This window comes from Microvirga soli (genome assembly GCF_016734765.1).
Classification (GTDB): domain Bacteria; phylum Pseudomonadota; class Alphaproteobacteria; order Rhizobiales; family Beijerinckiaceae; genus Microvirga; species Microvirga soli.
The window spans coordinates 86,723-110,817 of sequence record NZ_JAERQE010000007.1 but is presented as its reverse complement, the minus strand read 5'-3'; the positions used below and the strand labels follow the sequence as shown (position 1 = coordinate 110,817).

General features: G+C 64.0%; 24 protein-coding genes. 17 read left to right on the top strand and 7 right to left on the bottom strand.

All coding sequences use genetic code 11. From position 1 onward, the window contains the following. Window positions 1–5 precede the first annotated feature (5 nt). The 9 genes from JKL45_RS09015 (at window position 6) to JKL45_RS08975 (ending at window position 10,662) form a co-directional block, all read left to right on the top strand. Window positions 6–713 carry a DNA-binding transcriptional response regulator gene (locus tag JKL45_RS09015; protein WP_201860780.1) on the top strand — a complete coding sequence of 236 codons (708 nt, stop codon included), beginning with the start codon at window positions 6–8 and terminating at the stop codon, window positions 711–713. A gap of 1 nt (window position 714) precedes the next feature. After that, window positions 715–1,797, top strand: a complete 1,083-nt coding sequence (locus tag JKL45_RS09010) for an ATP-binding protein (protein ID WP_246498429.1) — start codon at window positions 715–717, stop codon at window positions 1,795–1,797. A gap of 130 nt (window positions 1,798–1,927) precedes the next feature. Beyond that, window positions 1,928–3,781: an ABC transporter ATP-binding protein gene (locus JKL45_RS09005; RefSeq protein WP_201860778.1), complete on the top strand. Its 1,854-nt coding sequence runs from the start codon at window positions 1,928–1,930 to the stop codon at window positions 3,779–3,781. Window positions 3,782–4,001: 220 nt separating this feature from the next. Then, window positions 4,002–5,438, top strand: coding sequence for a M20 family metallopeptidase (locus tag JKL45_RS09000; RefSeq protein WP_201860854.1), 1,437 nt, complete (start codon window positions 4,002–4,004; stop codon window positions 5,436–5,438). 142 nt (window positions 5,439–5,580) lie between these two features. Then, entirely contained in the window at window positions 5,581–6,519 is a 939-nt protein-coding gene (locus JKL45_RS08995; RefSeq protein ID WP_201860777.1) for a ring-cleaving dioxygenase, read from the top strand. Between the two features lie 275 nt (window positions 6,520–6,794). After that, window positions 6,795–7,313, top strand: coding sequence for a putative pterin-binding protein (locus tag JKL45_RS08990; protein ID WP_201860776.1), 519 nt, complete (start codon window positions 6,795–6,797; stop codon window positions 7,311–7,313). Between the two features lie 30 nt (window positions 7,314–7,343). Further along, window positions 7,344–9,275, top strand: coding sequence for a putative bifunctional diguanylate cyclase/phosphodiesterase (locus JKL45_RS08985; protein WP_201860775.1), 1,932 nt, complete (start codon window positions 7,344–7,346; stop codon window positions 9,273–9,275). 205 nt (window positions 9,276–9,480) lie between these two features. Then, window positions 9,481–10,107 (top strand): type B chloramphenicol O-acetyltransferase, encoded by a 627-nt coding sequence (catB, locus tag JKL45_RS08980; protein ID WP_201860774.1) that lies wholly within the window; start codon window positions 9,481–9,483, stop codon window positions 10,105–10,107. A 165-nt stretch (window positions 10,108–10,272) separates the two neighbouring features. Then, a complete protein-coding gene (locus JKL45_RS08975) occupies window positions 10,273–10,662 on the top strand; it encodes a 6-carboxytetrahydropterin synthase (RefSeq protein ID WP_201860773.1) in 390 nt (129 codons plus the stop codon). Between the two features lie 72 nt (window positions 10,663–10,734). On the opposite strand, the gene JKL45_RS08970 is transcribed toward JKL45_RS08975, so the two are convergent. Continuing rightward, window positions 10,735–11,553 (bottom strand): MipA/OmpV family protein, encoded by an 819-nt coding sequence (locus JKL45_RS08970; protein WP_201860772.1) that lies wholly within the window; start codon window positions 11,551–11,553, stop codon window positions 10,735–10,737. Between the two features lie 180 nt (window positions 11,554–11,733). Here JKL45_RS08970 and JKL45_RS08965 point away from each other — a divergent pair, with 180 nt between their 5' ends. Both JKL45_RS08965 and JKL45_RS08960 read left to right on the top strand, forming a co-directional pair. After that, window positions 11,734–11,940: a hypothetical protein gene (locus JKL45_RS08965; RefSeq protein ID WP_201860771.1), complete on the top strand. Its 207-nt coding sequence runs from the start codon at window positions 11,734–11,736 to the stop codon at window positions 11,938–11,940. Window positions 11,941–11,998: 58 nt separating this feature from the next. Beyond that, on the top strand, window positions 11,999–12,664 hold the full coding sequence (locus JKL45_RS08960) for an HAD family hydrolase (RefSeq protein ID WP_201860770.1): 666 nt from the start codon (window positions 11,999–12,001) through the stop codon (window positions 12,662–12,664). Between the two features lie 43 nt (window positions 12,665–12,707). On the opposite strand, the gene JKL45_RS08955 is transcribed toward JKL45_RS08960, so the two are convergent. Next, on the bottom strand, window positions 12,708–13,256 hold the full coding sequence (locus JKL45_RS08955) for a BON domain-containing protein (protein WP_201860769.1): 549 nt from the start codon (window positions 13,254–13,256) through the stop codon (window positions 12,708–12,710). Between the two features lie 92 nt (window positions 13,257–13,348). Here JKL45_RS08955 and JKL45_RS08950 point away from each other — a divergent pair, with 92 nt between their 5' ends. Next, window positions 13,349–13,621, top strand: coding sequence for an HNH endonuclease (locus JKL45_RS08950; RefSeq protein WP_246498428.1), 273 nt, complete (start codon window positions 13,349–13,351; stop codon window positions 13,619–13,621). A gap of 78 nt (window positions 13,622–13,699) precedes the next feature. Beyond that, window positions 13,700–13,879 (top strand): hypothetical protein, encoded by a 180-nt coding sequence (locus tag JKL45_RS08945; protein WP_201860767.1) that lies wholly within the window; start codon window positions 13,700–13,702, stop codon window positions 13,877–13,879. Between the two features lie 4 nt (window positions 13,880–13,883). Here the strand turns inward: JKL45_RS08945 and JKL45_RS08940 are convergent, their stop codons facing one another. Further along, window positions 13,884–14,972, bottom strand: coding sequence for a patatin-like phospholipase family protein (locus JKL45_RS08940; protein ID WP_201860766.1), 1,089 nt, complete (start codon window positions 14,970–14,972; stop codon window positions 13,884–13,886). A 132-nt stretch (window positions 14,973–15,104) separates the two neighbouring features. On the opposite strand from JKL45_RS08940, the gene JKL45_RS08935 reads away from it, so the two are divergent. Continuing rightward, window positions 15,105–15,845 carry a dienelactone hydrolase family protein gene (locus JKL45_RS08935; RefSeq protein ID WP_201860765.1) on the top strand — a complete coding sequence of 247 codons (741 nt, stop codon included), beginning with the start codon at window positions 15,105–15,107 and terminating at the stop codon, window positions 15,843–15,845. On the opposite strand, the gene JKL45_RS08930 is transcribed toward JKL45_RS08935, so the two are convergent. Next, entirely contained in the window at window positions 15,842–16,543 is a 702-nt protein-coding gene (locus JKL45_RS08930) for a winged helix-turn-helix transcriptional regulator (RefSeq protein WP_201860764.1), read from the bottom strand. The two genes, JKL45_RS08935 and JKL45_RS08930, sit on opposite strands and share 4 nt — an antisense overlap. A gap of 61 nt (window positions 16,544–16,604) precedes the next feature. Here JKL45_RS08930 and JKL45_RS08925 point away from each other — a divergent pair, with 61 nt between their 5' ends. The 3 genes from JKL45_RS08925 (at window position 16,605) to JKL45_RS08915 (ending at window position 17,987) form a co-directional block, all read left to right on the top strand. Then, the gene (locus JKL45_RS08925; protein WP_201860763.1) at window positions 16,605–17,036 is read left to right on the top strand and encodes a VOC family protein; all 432 of its coding nucleotides are present in this window, start codon (window positions 16,605–16,607) and stop codon (window positions 17,034–17,036) included. A gap of 67 nt (window positions 17,037–17,103) precedes the next feature. Beyond that, window positions 17,104–17,526, top strand: a complete 423-nt coding sequence (locus JKL45_RS08920) for a YciI family protein (protein ID WP_201860762.1) — start codon at window positions 17,104–17,106, stop codon at window positions 17,524–17,526. Between the two features lie 41 nt (window positions 17,527–17,567). Further along, entirely contained in the window at window positions 17,568–17,987 is a 420-nt protein-coding gene (locus tag JKL45_RS08915; RefSeq protein WP_246498413.1) for a DoxX family protein, read from the top strand. A gap of 92 nt (window positions 17,988–18,079) precedes the next feature. Here JKL45_RS08915 and JKL45_RS08910 read toward each other — a convergent pair whose 3' ends face one another. The 3 genes from JKL45_RS08910 to JKL45_RS08900 form a co-directional block, all read right to left on the bottom strand. Then, a complete protein-coding gene (locus JKL45_RS08910; RefSeq protein ID WP_201860761.1) occupies window positions 18,080–19,765 on the bottom strand; it encodes a sensor domain-containing diguanylate cyclase in 1,686 nt (561 codons plus the stop codon). Window positions 19,766–20,033: 268 nt separating this feature from the next. Continuing rightward, entirely contained in the window at window positions 20,034–22,151 is a 2,118-nt protein-coding gene (locus JKL45_RS08905) for a TniQ family protein (protein ID WP_201860760.1), read from the bottom strand. Then, window positions 22,148–24,091 (bottom strand): TniQ family protein, encoded by a 1,944-nt coding sequence (locus tag JKL45_RS08900; RefSeq protein WP_201860759.1) that lies wholly within the window; start codon window positions 24,089–24,091, stop codon window positions 22,148–22,150. The genes JKL45_RS08905 and JKL45_RS08900 overlap by 4 nt, the downstream gene beginning before the upstream one ends. Window positions 24,092–24,095 lie beyond the last annotated feature (4 nt).

Here is a 24,095-nt window from a genome sequence, read left to right as displayed (position 1 = left end):
GCGTGATGTTGGGTCTGTTTGGGAAACGTTCGCAGGACGTTGGCTATAGGACGATTAACGACATAGAAGCCTCAATCAGTGTGAAGCGAGCTCAGAAAGGCAAGCTCCACCTACGAAAAGTGGTGCCAATTGTCGTTATTGATGATCAGCCCTTCGAGCCTGGCAATAATCTCCAGAATCATGGTTATCAGATTACTCATGTTCGGGATGTGAAGACACTCGCAGAAATAGAGCGTTATCCCGTGATACTCTGCGATCTTCAAGGCGTGGGAACCCAATTAAGTGAAGAGAATCAGGGCGCTCATCTTATTAGGGAGATAAAGACCCATTACCCTGACAAGGTGGTTATTGCCTATACTGGGATCGCCAAAAACAAGACAATGACCCGTGTTGCGCAGCAAAGCGCAGACTACTTCCTTAAAAAGGACGCTGACATTGATCAGTGGTTGACCGCGTTAGATCAGGCTGTTGATAAAGTCACCGATCCAGTGCGTGTATGGAAAGAATTCCGCAAGAGAATGCTCGATGCTGGTCTCACGCCTTTGCAGCTGGCAAAGCTCGAAAGTGCATATGTTGCTGGCCTTGAAGTTGATGGAGATAAGGCTCGCGAAAATCTAGTTAGCGCCGCAAGTGGACTTAGCCTTACCCAAGATCTTCGGGGTGTCATTCAAGGATTTGTAGCTTCTCTAATCTTCAAGGCGCTTGTTGGCTAAGATGATGCCTATTCTAAGAGCTATAGCGTTTCCTTGGTTCATCTATGATCTGTCGGGCAATCTCATCGATTTCGGGAAAGGATCACTTTTCGACCTACCTGGACCGGCAAAGGACAGTCGCGAACTTGACTTCTACTCCTCTTTGCGGAGAGAGGGGTGGCACAAATGCCCCTTGGGGTACGCTGTGTTCGTCAGAGAACTGTCAGCTGGCAGTTCAAGCATTGGCGCTGCCGGAAGACTTATCCTTCCTGGCCTTAAGGTTGCTGGGATAAGCACCGCATCAGGCAAGTCAGATGGACTTACAATCCGCAGTGAACAGAAGCACGTTGAGAGGCATGTCAATGATGTCCTGATGGCCCAACGGGACACAGTAGACCGTTTCGACGAGATCAGCCGCCAGAACATTCATGAGATCAGGGGGATCAATAGTGGCCTGTACCACGCCGCCATTGAGTTGCAGGGCGCTATCGATAAACGAGAGGACAGCCACTGGAGAGAAGTGGAGCTAGCAGGCAATATCGTCGCAATGTCCCAGATTCTCTCCGCCAGAATGGATTTCATCAACTACTATTTTGATGAATCACTATCTGAGCAAGATGTTGGTGAGGTTCACGCATTCCGCAAGTTCGACAAAATGTGCAGGTCATTTAGGTCTAAAGCATCAAGAAACAAAAATTTGATTACTCTTAATGGAAATAGCTACAATAGCACTTTAGGACCGCGCAACCTATTGGATCTTGCAGCTTATCTCCTTCTCGACAATGCTGTGAAGTACTCTCCGCAGGGTGAGTCAATTCTTGTTAATGTTAACGATGTTGGTCCCAACATCAAAGCAACCATAACAAATACCGGTCCAGCAATAGAGAAGGAAGAGCTTGATAAGGTGTTTCAGCAGGATTTTCGAGGACACATGGCTCGGCGCAGTGGCATAGGTGGCTCGGGTATCGGACTCTTCCTCCTGAAACGGCTCGTCGAGGACGGCTTCGGAGGCAAGATCGAACTTAGCGTTGGCGCTTCGAAGGGTGAGATTAACGGCATCCACCAAAGTGAGGTGACGTTTACAGTCCTTCTTCCTGGGGCATAGCTGGGCCAATAGGCCCTGCCTCATGTCATAAGTCCTCAACCTACAGCTATTGCCCTTACCGCGACAAAGAATGTTGCATTATTCCGGCCGCTGGCCCGTTTGATTCGGGCTGAAACGTACGCAGGCCGTGATGTTCCGCTTTTTCGAAACCCGCATCGATTTCAGGAAGAAGCCGCCCGAGGAATCGCCGCCGGATACGCTCTGGGGTTTCTACTGGCACTTCATCAAGCAGGCGAAGGGCTTGTTTGCCGCCCTGTTCGCGCTGGGCTTCGTGCTCGCGATCTTCGAGGCGCTGATCCCCTGGCTCATCGGGCGTCTGGTGAACGCGCTGTCGCACACCTCCCCGGAAGGCATCTTCGATGAGGCCGGGCCGCTGCTGATCGCCATGGCGGCGATCATCCTTCTGGTGCGGCCCGTGGGGACGATCCTGTTCCGGCTGCTGGTCAACCATTCGCTCGCCGTCTCCTTCACCGCCATGGTGCACTGGCAGAACTACTGGCACGTGGTGCGCCAGCCCCTGGGCTTCTTCCAGGAGGATTTCGCCGGGCGCATCGCCAACCGGGTGCTGCAGACGGGCCGTCCCTTGCGCGAGACGGTTCTGTCGGTCGCCCGCGCGGTCTGGCAGATCCTGATCTTCGGCGCGGCCTCCATCGGGCTCCTCGGCACGCAGGACTGGCGCCTCGCCATCCCCATGGCCGGCTGGTTCGTGTTCTATGCCTCGCTGCTCGGCTTTTCCGTGCCACGCATCCAGAAACGCTCGCGCGTGTCGAGCGAGGCGCGCTCCGCCGTCACCGGCAAGGTGGTGGACAGTTTTACCAACATCATGACGGTAAAACTGTTCGGGCGCCGCAAGGACGAGGACGAGTACATCAGCGAGGGATACAGCCGGCTCAACGACGCCTTCATGAGCCAGCAGCGCATCAACACGCTTTACGTGGCGGGGCTCACCTTTCTGAACGCGGTCTTTCTGGTCGCCACCGGCGCTGTGGCCGTGTGGCTCTTCAGCGAAAACCGGGTCGATGCGGGCACCATGACCACGGCGCTGCTGCTCTCCACGCAGATCGTCTCCATGTCCGGCTGGGTGGCCTTCGAGGTCATGGGCATCTTCGAGAACCTGGGCACGGTGCAGGAGGGCATGAAGACGATCTCGCGCCCGCTCACCATGCAGGACAAGCCGAATGCGCGGCCGCTGGCGGTGCCGCGCGGCGAAATCCGCTTCGAGAATGTCACCTTCTCCTATGGCGAGGGCAACACGGTGATCGACCGGCTCGATCTCACCTTGAGGCCCGGCGAGAAGATCGGCCTCGTTGGGCGCTCCGGCGTCGGCAAGACCACGCTGGTCAACCTGCTCCTGCGTTTCTTCGAGCCGCAGGAAGGTCGCATCCTCATCGACGGAAACGACATCGCCGATGCGATGGAGGAGAGCCTGCGCGGAAAAATCTCCGTGGTCACGCAGGACACGTCGCTTCTGCATCGTTCCATCCGCGAGAACATCCTCTACGGGCGACCGGATGCCAACGAGGAGGCGATGCGTGAGGCCGCACGCCAGGCCCATGCCACCGACTTTATCGAGCGCCTCGTCGACGGGCGCGGGCGGCGCGGTTTCGACGCCCATGTGGGCGAGCGCGGCGTGAAGCTCTCCGGGGGACAGAGGCAGCGCATTGCGATTGCCCGCGTGATCCTGAAGGATGCGCCGATCCTGATCCTGGACGAGGCGACCTCGGCGCTCGACTCCGAGGTCGAGGCGGCGATCCAGGAATCGCTCGCCACATTGATGGAAGGCAAGACGGTGATCGCCATCGCGCATCGTCTCTCGACCCTGCAGCTCATGGACCGCCTCATCGTCATGGACGAAGCCCGGATCGTCGAGGAGGGCACCCACGCAGAGCTTCTGGAGAACGGCGGCCTCTATGCCGGCCTCTGGTCGCGCCAGTCCGGCGGGTTCCTCGCGCCGCGGCGGGAGAACAAGGGCGAGACGGTTTAAATAGTAGAGCGCCACGCTACTCTCCTCCCCCTTGTGGGGAGGAGTAGGAGGTGGGGGTGCCGGCGCCACACCTTCATAGGCTATCGCCCACACCCCCACCCCGGCCGCTGCCGCGGCCACCCCTCCCCACAAGGGGGAGGGAAAGGAGACTGACTTTCACATCAGCGCGCTCATGGATTATGGTCGCGCCATTCCCACCATCCCGAGTTGTCATTCCATCATGCATAACGACCGCCTGAGCCTTGAAGTCATAGCCCGCCACGTCGATGCCAAAGCCGAGGATTACTGCGGCTTGAGCGACCGCATCTGGGCCACGCCGGAACTTGCCTTCGAAGAGCACCAGTCGGTCGCTGAGCAGATCGCTATCCTGGAGCGCGAGGGCTTTCGCATCACGCCGAATGTCGGCGGCATGGCCACCGCCTTCGTAGCCGAATGGGGCTCCGGCGGCCCTGTCGTGGGGATCCTCGGTGAGTTCGATGCTTTGCCCGATCTGGCGCAGGTCTCTGGCCTCGCCGAGCACAAGCCGACGGTGAGAGGCGCGCCGGGCCATGGCTGCGGCCACAACCTTCTGGGAGCAGGATCCGCGCTCGCCGCCGTCGCCCTCAAGGATGCGCTTGAGGCCGAGGGCATCGCCGGCACCGTCCGCTATTACGGCTGCCCGGCCGAGGAGAGCGGCTCGGGCAAAACCTTCATGGCCCGCGCCGGCCTGTTCGATGACCTCGACGCCGCCTTCTGCTGGCACCCGAACGTGATCAACGAGGTCTCGACCACCTCGTCGCTCGCCTGCATCCAGGCCTATTTCCGCTTCCGGGGCCGGGCCGCGCATGCCGCCGCCGCGCCCCATGTGGGCCGCTCGGCGCTCGATGCGGTGGAGCTCATGAATGTGGGCGTGAACTACATGCGCGAGCACATGCCCTCGGATGCGCGCGTGCACTACGCCATCACCAACACCGGCGGTGATGCGCCCAACGTGGTGCAGGCTTATGCGGAATCGCTCTATCTCGTGCGCTCGCCGCACCTGCCCGACGCGGAACGCCTGTTCGAGCGCGTGAAGAAGATCGCCGAGGGCGCCGCGCTGATGACGGAGACATCGGTGTCCGTGCAGATCACGGACGCCACCTCGAATGTCGTGCCCAACAGGGCGCTGCAGGAGGCCATGTACGAAAACATGCGCCGCCTGGGCCCGCCTGCTTTCGACGAGTCCGATTTCGCCTTTGCGGAACGGCTTCAGAAATCGGCCCTGACCGAGGAGGAGATTCTCGCAAGCGTGAAGCCGCATGACATGTCCCTCAAGACCAAGGTGCTGCACGACGGCGTGCTTACCATGCCGACCCGCGAGGAGGTGATGATGGGCACCACCGATGTGGGCGATGTCAGCTGGATCGTGCCCACCGTGCAGTGCCACACGGCGTGCTTTGCCATCGGCACCCCGTTCCACACCTGGCAGCTCGTCACGCAGGGCAATCTGCCGGCTGCTCACAAAGGCATGGTGCTCGCCGCCAAGGCCATGGCGGCCACCGCCGCCGATGTCTTACGCAACCCCGACCTCGTCGCCCGCGCCAAGGCGGAGCTGCGGGAGCGCACCGGCGGGCGGGCCTATCGCTGCCCGATTCCGGATGACGTCACGCCGGACGATCTGCGCGCCAAGGCAGCCTGAGGCTCAGAAGCATTCAATCCTGCAAACGCTCCAGCCCGTAGCTGGAGCGTTTTTGCATTTCAGCAAAGTCGGCTTGGCGGGCGGTGGGCTCGCCCCAGTGGGAATGCCGGCTTATCTATCCGTCACAGGATTGGAGAGCGCCATGAAGCTGACCGGAATTCACCATCTCACCGCCGTCACGGCGGACGCGCGGGGCAATCACGCCTTCTACACCCAGAATCTCGGCCTGCGGCTCGTGAAGAAGACGGTCAACCAGGACGATGTGAGCGCTTACCATCTGTTCTACGCCGATGCGAAAGCCTCTCCCGGCACGGATATCACCTTCTTCGACTGGCCGGTGGAGCGCGAGCGGCGCGGCACGCACAGCATCGCCCAGACGGCCCTGCGCGTGAACGGCGAGAAGGCTCTCGCCTGGTGGAAGGAGCGCTTCGACAGCCTCAACATGCGCAGCGACGAGATCGTCGAGCGTGACGGCCGCCTGTCCCTCGACTTCGAGGATTTCGAAGGCCAGCGCCTGAGCCTTGTCGACGACGGCGGGCAGGGCGAGGCCCATCCGTGGGAGCGCAGCCCCGTGCCGGCCGAGCACCAGATCCGGGGCTTAGGCCCGATCCGGATCAGCGTGCCGAAGCTGGAGCGCACGGCCCGCGTCCTGACCGAGGCCATGGATATGCGGGCGGTTCGGGAGTATCGCGTCGGCGATACGCTGGTCCACGTGTTCGAGATGGGCGCGGGCGGCCCTGCTGCGGAGCTGCATGTGGCCGTGGAGCCCGGTGTTGCCCCAGCCCGTCAGGGTGCGGGCGGCGTGCACCACGTGGCCTTCCGCACGCCGGACGAGCGCACGTATCAGGAATGCTGGGAGCGTCTGCAATCTTTAAGGGCGCCGTCGAGCGGCCCGGTCGATCGCTACTACTTCCAAAGCCTCTACTTCCGTGAGCCCAACGGCATCCTGTTCGAGATCGCCACCGACGGTCCGGGCTTTGCCACCGACGAGCCCATGGACAAGCTCGGCGAGCGTCTCGCCCTGCCGCCCTTCCTGGAGCCGCGCCGGGCTGAGATCGAGGCAGGTCTCAAGCCGCTCTAACGCCTGGATTTCACCGCTTCCATCGAATGCTGCAAGCCGCCCTGATTTCTTCAGGGCGGCTCTCTTTTTGGAGGATGGCGATCGCCTTTTGCGGCGTTGCGCCCCAAGCGATCAGCCGTGGGTCCGTGTAGAAGGTCAGGCCTCCCGGAAGTAAGGCTTCATCAATCGTAATATTGTTGTCGTTGTTTTTTTGCTTCCATTGCAGAGTTGTGTAAGACTTTGCTTAAGTTAATCGGTTTCATGTGTTTGGATTATTTCTTGTGTAGGGGTTTCCCATGTTTCGCGCCAAGGTGAAGACCGGCTTGGTGGCAGCGCTGCTCGCTCTGACCGCTTTCGTGGGCGCCGCATATGCGGCTTCGCTGGCCATGCCGACCGAGAGGCCGATCCTGACGATCTCGGGCAAGATCTCCGTGACCAACAAGGACAACACGGCGCAGTTCGACCGGAAGATGCTGGAAACCATGGGCTTGGTGACGATCGAGACCACGACGCCCTGGCATGAGGGCAAGGTCAAGTTCGAGGGTGTTCCGCTCGACAAGCTGATGAAGCAGGTCGGCGCCTCCGGGCAGCGGGTCATCGTGGTCGCGCTGAACGACTACACCACGGAAATTCCGATGGACGATTTTGCGAAGTTCAACGTGATCCTCGCTATCAAGCGCAACGGCGAATACATGTCCGTTCGCGACAAGGGGCCCCTGTTCGTCATTTATCCCTATGACAGCAGCCCGGACCTGAAGAGCCAGACCTATTATGCACGTTCGGCTTGGCAGGTTGCCAAGATCGACGTCCGATAGCCAAGTCCAGGCAGAGGCGGAGGCCTCCTATTGTCGCTGCGCACATTCAAAACGGTGATCGCCCTCGTGATCGGGGGCTTCCTGATTGCCGCCGTTTACATCTCGGTGCTGGTCGTCCAGCGCCAGGGTGCGCTGCGCCAGATCGCCGTCTACAATCCGGCCTGGGAGGCCAGTCAGGCCTCGTCCGAATTCATCCGTCTGGAGCACCGGCTGTCCGAATTCGAGAGACCCGGAAGCGACGTGGACAAGGACGAGGTGGCGCTTCGCTATGATATCCTCACCGGCCGGGTGAAGCAGCTGAACGAGGGTGACTTCCACGCTCTGCTCGAGCGGGATCCGGATCATCAGACCGTACTGGCGCGACTGGAGCAGACGCTCGGGAGCATGGATCCGCTCATCCAGAACCTGGAGCAGCCGGGCAACGTCCAGAAGGTGATCGACGGCCTGAAGCCATTCGATGGCGTTCTGGCTCAGATCGCATCGACCGTGCTCATCTATGGGTCGGAGACCGTTCAGAAGGATCAGCAGGAGTTGATCCGCCTGCATTGGCTCTTCTCCGCCATTGCCGCCAGCCTCGTTCTGATCGGGATTGCGCTGATCATCCTTCTCGACAGGCACAACCGGCTGCTGGGGCGGGCTCACCAGGATCTGCATGTCCTGGCGCATCAGGATGCCCTCACGGGCCTGCCCAACCGCGTCGTTCTCCGTAACCAGCTGGAGCACGCGCTTGCCGGCCTCAAACCGAACGGCCGCACGATCGCGGTCTCCTATCTGGATCTCGACCACTTCAAGGACGTGAACGATTCCTTCGGCCACGAGACAGGCGACGAATTGCTCAAAGCCGTGGCCGAACGCCTTCGGAAGTGCATTCCCGCGAGCGAAGGACAGGTCCGTAACCTGATCTCCCGGTTCGGTGGCGACGAATTCGCAATCCTTCAGACCGGAATTCGCAGGCCCGGTGAAAGCGCTGCCCTGGCGTCGAAGATCGTCGAGGCCCTGCGGGCGCCTTTCACCGTCAACGGACAGGAAATCTTCATCGGCACCAGCATCGGCATCGCGCTGCCTCAGGGGCATGTCACCCCGAGCCAGATCCTGAAGCATGCCGACATGGCCCTCTATCACGCCAAGGCCGACGGGCGGGGTACATTCCGCTTCTTCGAACCCACCATGGACGTTCAGCTTCAGGCGCGCCGCGCGCTTGAGGTCGATCTTCGCAAGGCCATGTCCAACGGTGAGTTCGAGCTGTTCTACCAGCCTCAGATCAACATCGATGACAACGAGATCAGCGGGTACGAGGCTCTCCTGCGCTGGCATCACCCGGAGCGCGGGCTCGTGCCGCCCGCGGAGTTCATCCCGGTGATCGAGGGCACGGGCCTCATCGTGCCCCTGGGCGATTGGATCCTCGAACAGGCCTGCAAGGAAGCGGCAAGATGGCCTCGCAGCATCCATGTGGCGGTCAATCTCTCGCCCATACAGTTCCGCAACAGGGGATTGGTGCAGAGCGTCAGCCGTGCCCTGGCGGAGTCGGGGCTCGCTCCGGGCCGGCTGGAGCTGGAGATCACCGAATCGGTGCTTCTGCAGGATAATGAGACGACCGTCTCCATGCTGCACCAGCTGCGCCACCTCGGGGTTCGCATCGCCATGGACGATTTCGGCACCGGCTATTCATCGCTCAGCTACCTGCGCAGCTTCCCGTTCGACAAGATCAAGATCGATCAATCGTTCGTGCGGGAAATGTCCCAGCGATCGGATTGTCTCGCCATCGTGCAGTCCGTGGCCAATCTGGGCAGCAGCCTCGGCATGCCGACCGTGGCCGAAGGCGTGGAGACGGAGGAGCAGCTGCGCCAGATCCAGGCAGCCGGGTGCACCGATGCGCAAGGCTACTATTTCGGCCGTCCGAGACCGGCGCGCGACCTGGTGCATAGCCTGGCAGACCTCAGGCGGGAGGCCCGCGTGGCCTGAGACTCGCCGCGGGTCGGACCATGTACCATCCTCCCGTAAAGCATCGGACCCAAAAGTGGACTTGCACTTTTGGGATTGATCCGATGCTTTCTCCTAAGAAGAGAGCATCGTTCGGGCGGACCCGGAGGGCCGCGTCAGCGAAAACCGGATCCACCTTTTCGCTGCGCGGCCCGCTGGGTCCGTACGATGCTCTGAGAGGGGCCTTATGAAAACCATCTTCGAGAGCGCCCTGCAGGGCATTCCCCTGTCGGAGCAGGTCACCAATCCGCACATCGTTGTCGGGCGCTACAGCTACTACTCCGGGTACTATCACGGGCATTCCTTCGACGATTGCGCGCGCTACCTGCTGCACGACGAGCCAGAGGCCGACAAGCTCATCATCGGCAGCTTCTGCTCCATCGCGACGGGCGCGACGTTCATGATGCATGGTAACCAGGGCCATCGCCGGGATTGGGTCTCGACCTTCCCGTTCTTCTACATGAACAAGGACGGCGCCTTCGGCGAGCCGCAGGATCCGTTCCTGCCCGCAGGCGATACGGTGGTGGGCAACGATGTCTGGATCGGCACCGAGGCCATGATCATGCCGGGAATCCGGATCGGCCACGGGGCCGTGGTCGGGAGCCGGGCCGTCGTGACCCGGGACGTGGAGCCCTACACCATGGTCGCCGGCAATCCCGCTCGACCGATCCGCAAGCGGTTCTCCGACGAGGAGATCGCCATGCTGCTGGAGATGGCCTGGTGGGACTGGCCGCTCGAGCGTATCAGGGAAGCGATCCCGTTCATGTGCAGCTCCGACATTGCGGGGCTCTACCGCTTCTGGCGCGAAGGATGAAACTCCGGCAGTGGCGCAGAGCCAAATGCCGCATGGCCGTGCGGTTCTAAGAGAAAATACCTCTCCGCTCTTTGCCGACCCTGACCACCTATGGTACGCAGGATCACCTGCCGGAACGTCAGGTCGGCAGGACGATTTTAAGGTTTCTTTTCGGGAGCTGGGGGAATGAAGACGTATTGCGAGTTCACATTCGATGCCGCTCACTCGGTGGTTCCCTATTCCGGGCTGCATGGGCACACCTTTATCGTCAAGCTGACCTTCAGTGGGCCCGTCGACGAGGTTTATGGCTGGCCGGTCAACCTTTATGAGGTCGAGAACTACATCAAGGAGATCAAGGGCGAGCACGGGTCCGGCCTCGATCACGGCAATCTCGATCTCAACCCCGCCATTGGCGTCGCCTCGCTCGAGAACGTCACCAAGTATGTGTGGAAGCTGGTGAAGGAACGCTTCCCCGGCCTTGAGGAAGTGGAACTCAAGCGCGGCATGTCCGGCTCGCAGGAAGGCTGCATCTATCGGGGCGAGGCCGCCGCCGCTCAGGGAAGCCTTGCGGCCTGAGAGCTGAAGACCGAGAACAAGAAAAAAGCCGCCCAAGGGGCGGCTTTGTCATTTCAGGCTCGTTCTGGACCGTTACGGCGTGTAGCCGAAGGAATAGGACACGGTGAGTCCCACGCCGACCTGATGCTCCGAGCCGAAGCGCTCCACGATGGGGCTGTCGGCGGCATCGCTCACGAGATGCTTGTAGGTGACGAAGGCAGTGGTCGACCATTGCTGCGACCAGTCGTAGCTGACGGCGCCGGTCGCGCCCACCGAGGTGATGCCGCCGGAGGGGCGGTAGGCCGTGACCTGGCCATTGAGCGCCGCTTCCTCGGGCGTCACGCCGAAATAGGTGCGGGTGAATTCGCTATCGCCCAGCGACAGCCTCGGGCCCAGCGACAGGGTGACGGCGCCGAAACGCTGCACCGCATCGAGGCCGAAATCGGCCACGAAACCCTCATGCCCGCCGAAGCCGCGACGGATCTCGGCGCGGGCGCGCAGGAACTCGAGGGGCCAATATTCCACGAACACGCCGGGCTCCACCGCCCAGTCAATCTTGTCGAGGCCGACGAGCTCCCGGTTGTCCTCGTAGTAGCGTCCGCCCACGAAGCGGCCGACCACGCCGACGCGGAAGACCGATTCGTCCAGGAACGAGAAGCTCAGGCCGTCGTCGGGAGCGCTGAAGCGCTCGACCGTTCCCGCCCGGCGGAAGCTCAGGGAGGGATAGCCGATGAAGCTGAAATCATCCGAGCCGGGGTAGGACGGCCCTGCCCGCAGGTTACCCTTCACGGTGACGATCCAGCCTGAGGAGTTCTGGATGGGTTCAGGCGAGAACACGGGGTCCGCTGCCTGGGCCAGGGTCGAGCCGGAGACGAGGAAGGCGAGAAGGGCGAGGGATCGGGCTGTGCGCATGATTCTTCCGGCTCGTTGGTCCACCCCGCCGTCGTGGCCCTAAACGGACGTAAGGTCAAGCCAATGGCTCGCCATATGGTTTCGCGAGTCTGACCGGCGATACAGCACTCGGGCCGAGCTGCAGGAGAACCTTTCCCCGAACTGAGCGGTTGTCAGAGACAACGATCCAGGGAGAGCGACTTGTCCGCACACCGTGCCAGCAGCCGTCCGCAGCCGGACGAGTTTTATCCCAAGCCGCCTCCGACGGAGCCCCTGCCCGTCATGCCGATCCCGCCGGAGACGCCGGCACCATCCACTTTCCCCAGCGTTCCGTCCTCCCTGCCGGAGCAGACACCGGAGCCGGACAAGCCGGCCATTCATCCGATGCCTCAACCCGAGGTGCCGTGAGGAGGTGGCTGGGGTCGCTCCGACGGGCAATGCTGTTCTCCTGCGCTTGAAATAGGTCATGATCAAAGCAGCTATCTTCGACATTGACGGCACGCTCATCGACACCGTCGATCTTCACGCCGACGCCTGGGTGAAGGTCCTCAAGCATTTCGGCTTCAAGATCGCCTTCCCGGATCTGCGCTCGCAGATCGGCAAGGGCGGCGACCAGATCCTGCACGGGCTTCTGCCGCCCGAGGTGATCGAGAAGCAGGGCGACGAAATCAAGGATTTCCGCTCCGATCTCTTCAAGCGCGAGTACCTGCACCGGGCACGCGCCTTTCCCGCTGTCCGCGAGCTGTTTGAGCGAATCCGTGCGGCAGGACAGAAGGCAGTGCTGGCGTCCTCCGGCAACGCGGATGAGGTCGAGCAGTACAAGGAGATCACAGGCATCGCGGATCTCATCGACTCGGCCACGTCGTCAGACGATGCGGAGCGCTCGAAACCCTTTCCCGATATTTTCGAGGCCGCACTGGCGAAGCTTGCACCGCTGACGCCCGATGAGGCGGTGGTGATCGGCGATACACCCTATGATGCGGAAGCAGCGCGTAAGGCGCAGCTGAAATCCATCGGAGTCTTGTCCGGCGGCTTCACGGAGCAGGCCCTGAAGGATGCCGGCTGCATTGCGGTCTACCGCGACGTCGAGGATCTGCTGCGCCGCTACGACAGCTCACCTCTTGCGTCGTGACAGGTGAAAGGCAGCCCTGTCAGAGACAGGGCCGCTCCGGCGTTCAGACGCCCTGCACGCGCAGATTGTTCTGGACGTGCGAGACGCCCGAGGCGAGCTCCGCCAGGTCCTCGGCGCGGCGCTTGAGGCCGCGGCTCGTGACGGTGCCGTTGAGGGTGATCTCGCCGTCCTTCACGAGAACTTCGATGTTTGAGGCGTCGATCAAAGGATCCTCCGTCAGGCGCTCGCATACATCCTCATGAATGCGCTCGTCGGAGCGCCGGTAGCCCTTGGGGCCGCGCCCGCGGTGCTGGCCCGGCGAGGAGCGTCCATCGTCCCGGCCGGTGCGAGCATCGGCATCGTTCGGATCACGGTCGCCGAAGGCGCCGTAGCCGGAGCGGGGCCGGCTGTAGCCCGGATCGAAGCCTTCGTCGTCCGGTGGGCCGCCCCGTCCGTCGTCGATCATGCCGCCGGAGAACTCGTTCGCATCACTGCCGTAACCGCCGGGATATTCCCGACCTTCGCCGCGGAAGCCCACGGCGCCCTGGGGCACGTCACCGTAGCCGTTGTCGTCGTTGAAGGGGTTCCGGTTCCTGCGGCGGGTGTCTACCATGGCTCATGCTCCTGTGATTGCAGGAGCAACCACCCGGCTTGCCCGTGGTTCCACACCACAATCTCAACGCAACGAAGAGCACATTGAACCCCATGAAAGCCGCGCAGCGCATCAAGCTCTTCGAGGATGTTTACGCTCGTGACGGAGGGCGCTGCGTCTATTGCGGGATACCGGCGCGCCGTCCCGGTCCGGGGGTGAAACGCGCCCCGGATCTCGCAACCCTCGACCATGTGCATCCGCGATCCTTCGGCGGTCCGCTCACACGCGACAATCTCGTCCTCGCCTGCTCGGCCTGCAACAACGAGCGCGGCACCATGGAAGCCGAGGCGTTCAAGGTGCTTAAGGAGAACAAGGCCGCAGACTGAACGCCCGCAGCCGATGTGGAACAGGGCTGTCCACGCCGACGTTCGACAGCCGGATGTTATCTTCGAACGGAGACAGCAATGAACATCGAGGATCACGTGCGCGAGGCCATCATCGCGGAGCTGAGGCGCCAGTCCGAGGCCGGCGAGCAGGGCCTGCGCGTCAGGACGGGCGAGGCGGAGACGATCACCATTGAAGGCCGGGTCAATCTCGACGAGCTCACCATGGCGGTGGTGGGGTCGCTCGCCGGCGGGCCGTGATCGTTCAGGCGCGAGCCGCTGCAGCGCCGGCTTCCGCCGAAGCCGCCTCCTTGTCGGGGCTCAGAGCCAGGTAGCGGAAGCGGCGGCGCTCAGCGGGAGCGCCATCCAGAAGCGCGAGGCTCTTTTCCATGTCGCGCCGTCCGGCGGCCCAGCGATCGCGGATCGAAGACGGCGAGTAGTCGAAGGTTTTTCCCGCCCGCTCGTCGCTTCCTGCGAAATAAGCCATGTGCAGCAGCGTGGCCTGAGGGCCATCCGGCTCCAGCTTTTCACGAAGAGCATATTCACGCTTGAGCCCCTTCAGGGTCCGGTGCGTGGGGCTTGCGAAGATCATGTCGTTGACCCGCTCCGCGGCCGAATCGAGCGAGGCCGGACGCGCCGCGTGAAGGCTGAACAACTCGACGGCGATGCAGGTGAAGTCCTCCCGAGGCGGCTCCGCGAAAGGCACCTCGAGCGGCAGGTTGTTGGTGTAGCCCGGATCGCAGAGCAGACGCCCGTTGATCTCGACCGGCGGGAAGATCGGCGTGATGGCGGCGCTCGCCAGAAAGTGCTCAGGCGTGAGTGTGTCGCGGGTGTTGTCGAAGAGAACATCCTCGCCGCTTTCGAGATCGACGCAGCCGACAGTCAGGCGAATTTCGGCCCGGTTGAGCCGGTCGAAATCCACGAGCCGCTCCAGGGTCTGCTGAAGAGGTTTGTGATCGTAGAGCGCCACGTCATGGGGCATCCAGGGCAACATGGACAGCATGCCGGGGAAACGGTGTCCATACAGACCGGGCCGGCCGAACAGAAGGGCCGTGATCGTGTGCAGCTCGTTATAGGTGTGCCGGATCTTCGTGCCGCGCCCGAGGAGGCCCGGCGTGCTGATCATCGCCTCGTCCCAGAATGCCTTGAGCCGCGGCAGCCGATCCTCGGGCGCGTTGCCGGCGATGATGGCGCCTGTCACCGCCCCGATGGACCCGCCGACGATCCATTGCGGTTCGATCTCCCGTTGCTGCAGCTGTTCGTAGGCACCGACGAGGTAGGAGCCGAGCGCGTTGCCGCCGCCGAGCACGAGAACGAGCGGCTGTTGCCGACCGGGCTTTGACGAAGAGGCCATTCTGAATGCCTTGAAAACAGAGATTGCCGGCGCTGCCGGATTTGAAAGTGCGCTCCCATGCGGTCATAGGAGAGGGCAGGGAACGCAGGCAGGCGGCAGCGGTTCCGAGATAGGCACGATAGGGAGAGGGACATGACCAAGCAGGACATTGTAATCAGGACCCAGGACGGAGCCGCCAAGGCCAGCCTGTTCCAGCCGAGCCGTCAGCCTGCAGGGGAGGCGCCCGGCGTGATCCTCTACATGGATGCCTTTGGGCCTCGACCCGCGCTCGATGTCATGGCCGAGCGCTTGGCGAGCGAGGGCTATGTGGTTCTGCTGCCCGATCTCTTCTACCGCTACGGCGATTACGGCCCCTTAGACGCCAAGACGGCCTTCAGCGAAGAACCCACCCGCACCAAGCTGCGGAGCATGATCAGCGATACGAGCCAGGACATGACCCGGCGCGACAGCGCGGCTTTCCTGGAGGCGCTCACGCAGGCGGGTGCCACGGGCCGGATCGGCACCGTCGGCTATTGCATGGGCGGCGGCCGGGCCATCAACGCGGCGGCGGCGTATCCTGACCGCATCGCCGCGGCGGCAAGCTTCCATGGCGGGCGCCTTGCGAGCGATGCGCCCGACAGCCCGCACCTGAACGTGGGCACCATCAAGGGACGCGTCTATGTGGGCAGTGCCGGTGTCGACGAGAGCTTCCCGCCCGAGCAGTCGGCGCGCTTGGCCGAGGCCTTGCGCCGCGCCGAGATCGACCACGTGATCGAAAACTATATCGGCATGGCCCATGGCTGGGCCGTTCCCGACAGCAGGGTTTATGACGAGCGCGGGGCCGAGCGGCACTGGAAGCGCCTGCTTACGCTGTTCGCCGAGACGCTGCGCTAAGCCGGTTTCGCGGCCTTCGGCGGCAGGGGGAACAGGCCGGTGAAACGCCGTGCGAGCACGCGGTTGCCCTCGATCTGCAAGGCGCCGGTCTGCTCAAGCGTTTCCAGCGGCTGGCCGCCATAAATCGCAGCCGCCAGGACCGGAGGCGTGCCGGCGAAGATCACATCGGCCCCGTCGAGAGCGCTGCGGGCGATCTCGATCCTTCCATCCGCCAGATGCGACAGGAATGTTTCCTCGCCGATGCGGAATCCGACCCGCGCCTCCAGGTCTCTCGCTCGCTCCGGGCTGAACATCGTTCTCAAGGAAAGCACCAGGGAATTCGTGCTGAACGGCAGGGTCGGATCATGCAGGGGTGAGCGCGCCGCCCAGCGGCCGAGCGCCTGAAAGATCGGCTCGCTCTCGTAACCCCATTCCGTCAGCTCATAGACCTGAGCGGCCGCAGGCGGCGGCAGCTTGCGCCGGACGAGCACTCCTGCCGCCTCTAGGCTTTCGAGCCGCTGAGTGAGCACATTGGCGCTGATGCCCGGGAGGCTCTCGCGCAAATCGCTGAAACGCTTCGGGCCCAGCATGAGCTCTCGCATCACCAGCAGAGCCCAGCGCTCACCGACGAGATCCATGGCATGAGCCGTGGCGCAGGCGTCCTCGTAATGGCGCTTGGACCGGCCTTCCAACTTCTCAGTTACTTTTTCTAACTTCATAGTTGCTATTTATAACTGAACGTGGAATCAATGTCAAAACCAAGCCAGAGGGAGAGACCCAATGTCCAAACTGATCTTCGTGAACCTGCCCGTCAGCGACCTGCCCCGATCCATGGCGTTCTATGAGGCGCTGGGCGCCGTCAACAATGAGCAGTTCACCGACCACACCGCCGCCTGCATGGTGTTTTCCGAGACCATCCACGTGATGCTTCTTACCCATGACAAATTCCGCCAGTTCACGCCGAAGGCAATCGCGAATGCACGCGAGACCACCGAGGTGTTGATCTGCATGTCCGCCGATAGTCGCGACGATGTTGATGGGACCATTGCCAAGGCCGAAGCGGCCGGCGGCACGATCGATGTCGGGCCGAAGCAGGATTACGGCTTCATGTACGGGCGCAGCTTCGAGGATCTCGATGGTCACATCTGGGAAGTGATGTGGATGGACATGGAAGCCGCCAAGGAAACCATGGGCGAGATGGCATCGGCCTGATGGTCGACCGGCCAAGGCAAAACCCTGCAGGCCGAAGGGATCTGCGTGGAACAGAGGGGAGAAGACGATGCGCGTGATGGTTCTGGTGAAGGCGACGAAGGACAGCGAGGCGGGGATCATGCCCTCGACCGAGCTCATGGAGGCCATGGGCAAGTTCAACGAGGAGCTGGTCAATGCCGGCATCATGCGGGCCGGCGACGGGCTGAAGCCTTCATCCCAAGGCAAGCGCGTGGCCTTCGACGGCTCCAGCCGAACCGTCATCGATGGGCCGTTTGCCCAGACCAATGAGCTGGTCGCCGGCTACTGGCTCTGGGAGGTCAAGGACATGGCCGAGGCGGTCGAGTGGGTGAAGCGCTGCCCTAATCCCATGCTCGGCCCGAGCGAGATTGAAATTCGTCCGTTCTATGAAATGGCGGATTTCGCAGAGGCCATGACGCCCGAGGTTTCTGAACTGCACGATCGGACAAGCGAAAAGCTGGCGAGCCGCTGAAATCTCATTGGCTGTTGCTGGATAAAGGGGAAGGGGAACGAATGACCACTATGCCACACACAGCAACCGCAGAGGCCGCTCCCACGAGCAGCGGATTTGTCTGGACCGGACGGGCCTTGAGCGGCCTCGTTGTTCTTTTCCTCCTGTTCGACGGCGCCATCAAGCTGGTGCCGCTTCAGGTGGTGATCGATACGGTGGTCCCGCTCGGTTGGCCGACGGATCCTGTCACTTGGCGCGCTCTCGGCGTCGTGCTCATTGCTTCCGCCCTTCTCTACGCCTACCCTCGAACCGCCTTCCTGGGAGCGATCCTGATCACCGCTTATCTCGGTGGCGCGGTTGCCACCCATGTGCGGGTCGGCTCTCCGCTCTTCAGCCACACCCTGTTCGGCGTCTATGTGGGCATCGCCCTTTGGGCCGGGCTCTGGCTGCGCGATCCGCGCATCCGGGCGCTGCTGCGCTGACATTCAAGCAGCTTCCCATGATCACACGGGAGAGGGTCTGCAGCGGCATCTCAACGAGGTTCGCCGCGCAGGCCTTGCTTCGCAAGCTCCCGTCAGGCGACAGCACTGGCGAGCTGAATCTGCATCCCGTCGATGACCACGCGATTGCGGCCTGCCGTCTTGGCGCGATAGAGGGCTGAATCCGCTCTCTCGATCACCTCCTGAACGTCCTCGTCGCTGCGGCGGGCCATGGCGCCTCCGACGCTGACCGTCACCGAAATCCGGTGCTCCTGATGCTCGATGGTGAGCGCCTCGACGGCCCGGCGCAGGTTCTGGGCAACGGTGATGATCCCGGTTGCATCGACCTCATGCACGAGAACGACGAACTCCTCACCGCCGAACCGGGCCACCTTGTCGGAGGTGCGAAGGGCCTTGGTCAACGCCGCAGCCAGCGACCGGATCACCGTATCTCCCGCGGCATGGCCATAGGTATCGTTGACGTTCTTGAAGAAGTCGATGTCGAGGATCAGCACCGCAAGAGGGCGTTCGTAGCGCCGGTAAAGGCCGAACGCGTCATCGGCGAGAAGGCTGAAGCCCCGGCGGTTGAGCAGCCCGGACAAGGCATCCGTTTCGGCCAGATGGCGGAGGGTGGAGACGTCCTTCGCATGCTGGGACGAGGTTTCGATCACCTGCTGCTCCGCGGCGCCGGCTCGGCGCAGGAGGGAGCGAAGCGCCGAGGAGAGCTGGACGATCTCTAACGATCCGGTCACGCGCGGCAGCTGGGTGATGGCCGGGTCGCGGCCGATCCGGTTGGCGGCCTCGATGATGGTCTGCAGCGGGCGGACCACGCCCCTGGCGATGAACAGCGCGCAGACCAGACCGATGGCGGCAATCGCACAACCCAGCCCCATGATCATCCACACGATGCCGCGTGTCGCGGCAAACGCGATGCTGTCCGGTTGGCGTGAAACGACGATCCAGCCGAGACCCGGATAATCCCTGTAGCCCTCGGCCACGGCAAAGCCCGTGAGCATGGCCTCCTGACCCGATGCATCCTCGAAGGCACCGGCCTTCACCTGGCGCATCGACAGCACTTGCTGGTCTGAGAATGGCTTGCTGCCGATTTGCGGCCCGAGGAGCATCGTTCCATCGGCGGATAGGATCCAGAGCGATCTCGCGCCGGCGCCGAACGGGCTGCCGAGGATGGATTGGCGGGTCTCATCGGCCCATGTCCAGCTCAGATGGACGCCGATCACGCCGATCACACGACCCGCATCGTCGCGAACCGGAGCCGCTACATCGACGAAACGGAAAGGCTCGTTTTTCGGTGCGGGGCCGAGGAGGTTGGCCAGGAGCTTCGCCTCGTGCACGTCACCGACGGCAGGCCCCTTCAGCCCGTCCTGGAACCAGGGGCGGGCTTGCACGGACTGGCCTTCCAGCATGCCCTGCGTTGCGGCCTGTACCGTTCCGTCGGGCGTGACATATCCGATCCAGGCGTAATCCGGGTACGAGGCCTGGATTCGCTCGAGCGTCTGGCGAATGCCCACCGGATCTCCGGTCCAGATAGACTTCAAAGCGGGCATGGCGGCAAGATTGCGGGCTTCCCGGTACCGCTCGAACATGCCGCGATCCAGAATGTTCGCGATGACGCCAGCCTGCTGCGCCTCATGGGCCATGACGATGCCGCGAACGCGGCTCTGGGCGATATAGGCCGCGCCAACGGCAACGATGCACACGAGTGCGAAGCACAGGATGCCGACCACCAGGGTCACCTGCTGCCGGAGCGATCGATGGCGCATGGCCAACATCGCGGCTGTCCGCCGAAGATCAATCATAGGCGTCGAGCCTTACCCTGTCCTGCCTTGCCTTAACGATACTGTCCAACAGATCGGTTAAGGGAATCCTTCCGTAGCGGCATTCGCGTTGAAATCAAAAGCGAAATCTTTGCTGAGACACTTTGGCACAAACGAAAAAGGCGGAGCAGCTTTCGACTGCTCCGCCTTTCACAAAGTTCATGGTGGGCAGTCACGCAATAAGTGCGAATCGACATTAAGCGGAATCAATCGCTTACGATTTCCTTTCCACGCAGGGATGCGAATTTCGACCACCAATTCCTGCGAATCCGCCAGCACTTTCCCGCAATTCCTGCGAAGCGTTTCGCGCTTCCCGACCGGCGAGGGCCGCCGCGACCTCCGCTCGGCGCCAGAACGACCGGGTGTTCTCTCCGGCTCGCGGGAGCACAGGCTTGAGCCCCAGCCGCGTCATGAGCTGGTCGAACCCGTTCGCCGCCACACCATGTTCGCGCGCCAGCACGGAGGATGGCGCCACCTCGCGGCGAAGGCTCTCAACGCTCTCGCGCGTCACCCGCCTGCGCACGCCCTGGCCACCACAGGTCCCGCCACCGGACCGAAGGTCCGCAAGGAGCCCCGCCGCGATGAGGCGTGGCACATCCTTCGTCCCGCACCCGCCGAGGGCCTTCTGCGCCGCAACGACGTCGAGGGTCGTGTCGCCGCTCAGGGTCCGGGCCAGAGCCTTCATCTCGTCCGCATCGAACGAGTAGCGGCGCAGGCCGGATTTCGCCTGATCCACCTGCGCCGGTGCGGCCAGGCCGGACGCGACGGCCTCAACCAGCTTTACGATATCGATGGATAGCCGTCCCTGGCGAAGCCCACGCTCGCTGACTACGCGCCGGCGACTCGCGGATTGCCCGGGATCGGGCATGGCCGAGGCCGCCGCACACTCGAACATCGCGACCAGCCGGTCGGCCGAAGCCCCAGTGTAATACACGTCCGGATAGCGATCCCGCTGCTCAAGATGACCTGACTCGGCCAGGCGGACGACCTGGGGCAGGTCGACGCCGAGCCGCCGCGCAACTTGCTGCTTGGTCAAAAGGCCGTTCGTGGCCTTGAACGCCGCGCGGCCGACATGCCGATTCTCCTCGACCACGAACCGCTCCAGGTCGGCCCGGTCGATGCACAGGCGGGTGCTGGCCCCGGCGACCCGGCTCTCGCCCTTGAGACGCCCTTTGCTGACCAGGTCGACGATGGCCGGCGAATTCACCCGGAGGCGGCGGGCAGCCTGGCCGCGGCTGATCCATTTCGAGGTGGACAACGATCCGACCCGGCGCGACAGACGCTGCGACTTCGCCGGGTCGCCGGTCCAATGCTCGTCAAGGAACGCCATCGCCTCATGCAGCAGGATTTTCCGTGCATCGTCCGGGAGGAACGATGAGAGCGACACCCGCCGAAAGAATTCGGGAAACTCCTTCTGGAGGCTCACATGCCGCCCCGCCGCGTCCGGGTCGCGGATGCGGTGCAGGTGGGCGTGGAACCGCCTCGGCCAGTCCCACAGCAGCTCGGCTGCCGCATGGGCCGCGTCCTCGCCCGTCCGCCGCGATGTCCAAATCTTCTTGTCCGGCGTGTCCGGCAGAGGGGCATCCAAGGCCGAGATCGTCATCAGGAGGTGCTTGAGCGGCAGGCTCCCGAACACCGGCTCCAGCGATGAAGGCGGCACGTCCGGCACGCCCGCCGCCTTGGCGATCAGGCGCACGAGATCGACGACCGGGAGGGGCGCAGGATCGGGCGCGTCGCGAGACAGGGTCCTTCCACAACCTGGAGCGCCGCAGCGGCCGGCCGCGGGCCTGCTCCACGACAGCGGAGTGGAGCAGGCCGTGCACGTCCGGACCATCCGGCATCCGTGACGCGGGCAAGCCACCCAGGCGATCAGGCTCCACGCGGCGGGCACGACGCCACCATTCTCCTCAAGGCAGGCTAGACAGACCGCAGGCCGATGAAAGCGCAGCATGCGTCGACGCAGGTCCGGATGGCCGGGGATGATGAAGAGGCCCTCCCGGGGACCGCCCCGGCGTCCGGCGAGCCGGACCGACACCGCTTCCGGCGGCGCGCCGGTCAGGGCGGCGACCCTCGCAACGACCTTGTCCCGGTCGTGGTCCCGAAGGCCGCCGCCGAGCCCGGCGGCCTTGAGGATGGCGTGTGGCCCGGGAAGGACGTTGCGGGCGGAGAGGCGAAGCAGCCACTCCAGAAAGCCTTCCTGCGGCAGGGGAGGCGAGCGCACAACGAGCCTGCCTGCCGACGGGTTCGCCGGGACGTCAGGCAGGACCGCCCCGGAGGCGGACGGCGCCCTGGAATGCCCCGGGCCCGTGATCCCCCTCGCCAGCGCCGTCATGAGGCGTCCCCGCCCATGCGCCGGAGCACCCGCCCGAGGTCGACCGCGTCGACATCGTCGCGGCGCCAGACCGCGGAGATCCCCTTGCGCGGATCCGATGCCACGACCGGCGCGACGCCCGCGGCGGCCAACCCCTTCACGACCATGCGGGTGCTGGTCCGGTGGCGGGCCGCCAAGGTGCGGGCCATCACGAAGCCACGCCGGAACCCGGCGACGGACGTCGCGCTGACGCTGCGCCTGGCCAGCGTGTCCGCGCCGCGGCTGCCAGCGCCGAGGCAGCCGGCCCGGACCAGCACCGGGATCATGCGCACCGACACGCCGAGCCCCTTCGCGGCCCGCCGGACGTCGAGGCTGATTCCGCCGGCCGGGTCGGCCCGCTGCCCGAGCAGGCGGGAGCGCGAGACCATGAGCCGGCCCAGGCGCCCGCGCGATCCGGAGAGGCCGTCAGGCGCCGCGAACACGGGCAGGATCCCGGAGATGATCCGCCTGACGACCTCCACGAGGCTGAACGCGCGCATGCCCGCCACCTCCGACAGGCTGACCGCGTGGGTGCGGGGCGGCGCCGCGCGGTCAGCCTGGATGGCCCGGTGGAGCCGGTCCACAAAGGCGGTGAGGTCGGCAGGGGCGAACCGATGCTCGTGGGCCGGCATCCCCAGGCCACGCGTGCCGTGCAGGAGACCGGCCGACCGAAGGCGCTCGACCTGATACGGCGTCAGACCCAGCTCGGATGCGGCCTGGGCCGCCGACAGGGATCGGGACCGCTGCGCCGCCATGGCCGCCAACGCCGCGGCGTCGACGAGATGGGCCTGGCGCCGGCCCATGCGGCGGCTTTCCCCCTTGAGTTCTCCCGCTGCGATCATCCGTGCGACCGACGCGACGCTGACGCCGAGCGCCCGGGCCGCGGCCACGCCGCTCACGGTCGGGGCTTCGGCCGGCCCGCCATGATCCGGCCTGGCGCTGAAGAACGACCACGGCTTCACCGTCGGGCCGGGAATGGTCCGGGCGACGTGCCGCCGGGCGAGGTCCAGGACGGCCTCGAAGCGCGGCTCGTCCAGGGCGGAGCGCAGGCGAACCAGCAGGGAGCCGAACTCCGCCGCAAGGCCGACCTGCGTATCCGGGGCGCGCCGGTGTCGTTCGAGGTAGTCGATGAACCCGTCCGGCCAGTCGAGGAGAACCGCCGCGGCACGCTCGATCACGGCGAGCATCTCATCCACGCGCGGCTTGGCGATGTAGCCGGACCGCCACCTGCGCCCGCCGGCTTCCATGTCCTTCGCTCCGAAGAAGCGGACCAGGTGCACCGCTGCGTCCAGACCGCGCAGGGGGACCGCATGGCCAGGCGGGTTCCCGCCCCGAGCCAGGGCATCGAGCCAGCCGGCGAGGGCTGCGGCCGGCGCCGGCGCCGGGGCAGGCTCCGCAAGCGCCGGTCCGCCGCACCGGAGGCACCGTGTGCGCCAGCCCGGGAGGCCGGGGCCCAGCAGCGGGAACGCGGCGCCGCAGGAGGCGCAGGCATCCCGCAGCAGGCAACCATGGCGCAGGCAGACAGCGATCCCGAAGAGGTCCCAAGTCCGATGGGCCGGCCGCCCGTCCCCGCGGCAGGCCGGGCACACCTTGCCCCGCGCCAGCGCCAGGGCCCGCGGGCTCACGCCGGATGGCACGCCGCCGAAGCGGAGACGATCCGGGGCGCCGGGCAGGGGCCAGTAGGCCGACGCGGCCAGCGCGTCGGCGTCCACCGCCCCGTCGAGCATGGCCGCCACGCGCGCCAGATCGCATGGCGTCGTGAGAAACGTCCGCGGCAAGCCGGCGCCGCGGAGGAGCCAGCGTGGGTCGCGGTAGCCGTTCAGCGCCGCCAGGCGGGACAAGTACTGATGCAGTCCCTCGTCCGGATCCGGGGCGGTCCGGACCACCAGGCATCCGCCCGCATGGGTGTGGGGAGACATCATCCGG

Coding starts and splice junctions, on each gene's coding strand:
- JKL45_RS08970 (WP_201860772.1), bottom strand. CDS start 11,553: ATGCGCACAGCCCGATCCCTCGCCCTTCTCGCCTTCCTCGTCTCCGGC.
- JKL45_RS08925 (WP_201860763.1), top strand. CDS start 16,605: ATGTCCAAACTGATCTTCGTGAACCTGCCCGTCAGCGACCTGCCCCGA.
- JKL45_RS08905 (WP_201860760.1), bottom strand. CDS start 22,151: ATGACGGCGCTGGCGAGGGGGATCACGGGCCCGGGGCATTCCAGGGCG.
- JKL45_RS08915 (WP_246498413.1), top strand. CDS start 17,568: ATGACCACTATGCCACACACAGCAACCGCAGAGGCCGCTCCCACGAGC.
- JKL45_RS09010 (WP_246498429.1), top strand. CDS start 715: ATGATGCCTATTCTAAGAGCTATAGCGTTTCCTTGGTTCATCTATGAT.
- JKL45_RS09000 (WP_201860854.1), top strand. CDS start 4,002: ATGCATAACGACCGCCTGAGCCTTGAAGTCATAGCCCGCCACGTCGAT.
- JKL45_RS08955 (WP_201860769.1), bottom strand. CDS start 13,256: ATGGTAGACACCCGCCGCAGGAACCGGAACCCCTTCAACGACGACAAC.
- JKL45_RS08945 (WP_201860767.1), top strand. CDS start 13,700: ATGAACATCGAGGATCACGTGCGCGAGGCCATCATCGCGGAGCTGAGG.
- JKL45_RS08935 (WP_201860765.1), top strand. CDS start 15,105: ATGACCAAGCAGGACATTGTAATCAGGACCCAGGACGGAGCCGCCAAG.
- JKL45_RS09005 (WP_201860778.1), top strand. CDS start 1,928: ATGTTCCGCTTTTTCGAAACCCGCATCGATTTCAGGAAGAAGCCGCCC.
- JKL45_RS08950 (WP_246498428.1), top strand. CDS start 13,349: ATGAAAGCCGCGCAGCGCATCAAGCTCTTCGAGGATGTTTACGCTCGT.
- JKL45_RS08910 (WP_201860761.1), bottom strand. CDS start 19,765: ATGCGCCATCGATCGCTCCGGCAGCAGGTGACCCTGGTGGTCGGCATC.
- JKL45_RS08990 (WP_201860776.1), top strand. CDS start 6,795: ATGTTTCGCGCCAAGGTGAAGACCGGCTTGGTGGCAGCGCTGCTCGCT.
- JKL45_RS08900 (WP_201860759.1), bottom strand. CDS start 24,091: ATGATGTCTCCCCACACCCATGCGGGCGGATGCCTGGTGGTCCGGACC.
- catB (WP_201860774.1), top strand. CDS start 9,481: ATGAAAACCATCTTCGAGAGCGCCCTGCAGGGCATTCCCCTGTCGGAG.
- JKL45_RS08975 (WP_201860773.1), top strand. CDS start 10,273: ATGAAGACGTATTGCGAGTTCACATTCGATGCCGCTCACTCGGTGGTT.
- JKL45_RS09015 (WP_201860780.1), top strand. CDS start 6: ATGTTGGGTCTGTTTGGGAAACGTTCGCAGGACGTTGGCTATAGGACG.
- JKL45_RS08930 (WP_201860764.1), bottom strand. CDS start 16,543: ATGAAGTTAGAAAAAGTAACTGAGAAGTTGGAAGGCCGGTCCAAGCGC.
- JKL45_RS08940 (WP_201860766.1), bottom strand. CDS start 14,972: ATGGCCTCTTCGTCAAAGCCCGGTCGGCAACAGCCGCTCGTTCTCGTG.
- JKL45_RS08920 (WP_201860762.1), top strand. CDS start 17,104: ATGCGCGTGATGGTTCTGGTGAAGGCGACGAAGGACAGCGAGGCGGGG.
- JKL45_RS08960 (WP_201860770.1), top strand. CDS start 11,999: ATGATCAAAGCAGCTATCTTCGACATTGACGGCACGCTCATCGACACC.
- JKL45_RS08995 (WP_201860777.1), top strand. CDS start 5,581: ATGAAGCTGACCGGAATTCACCATCTCACCGCCGTCACGGCGGACGCG.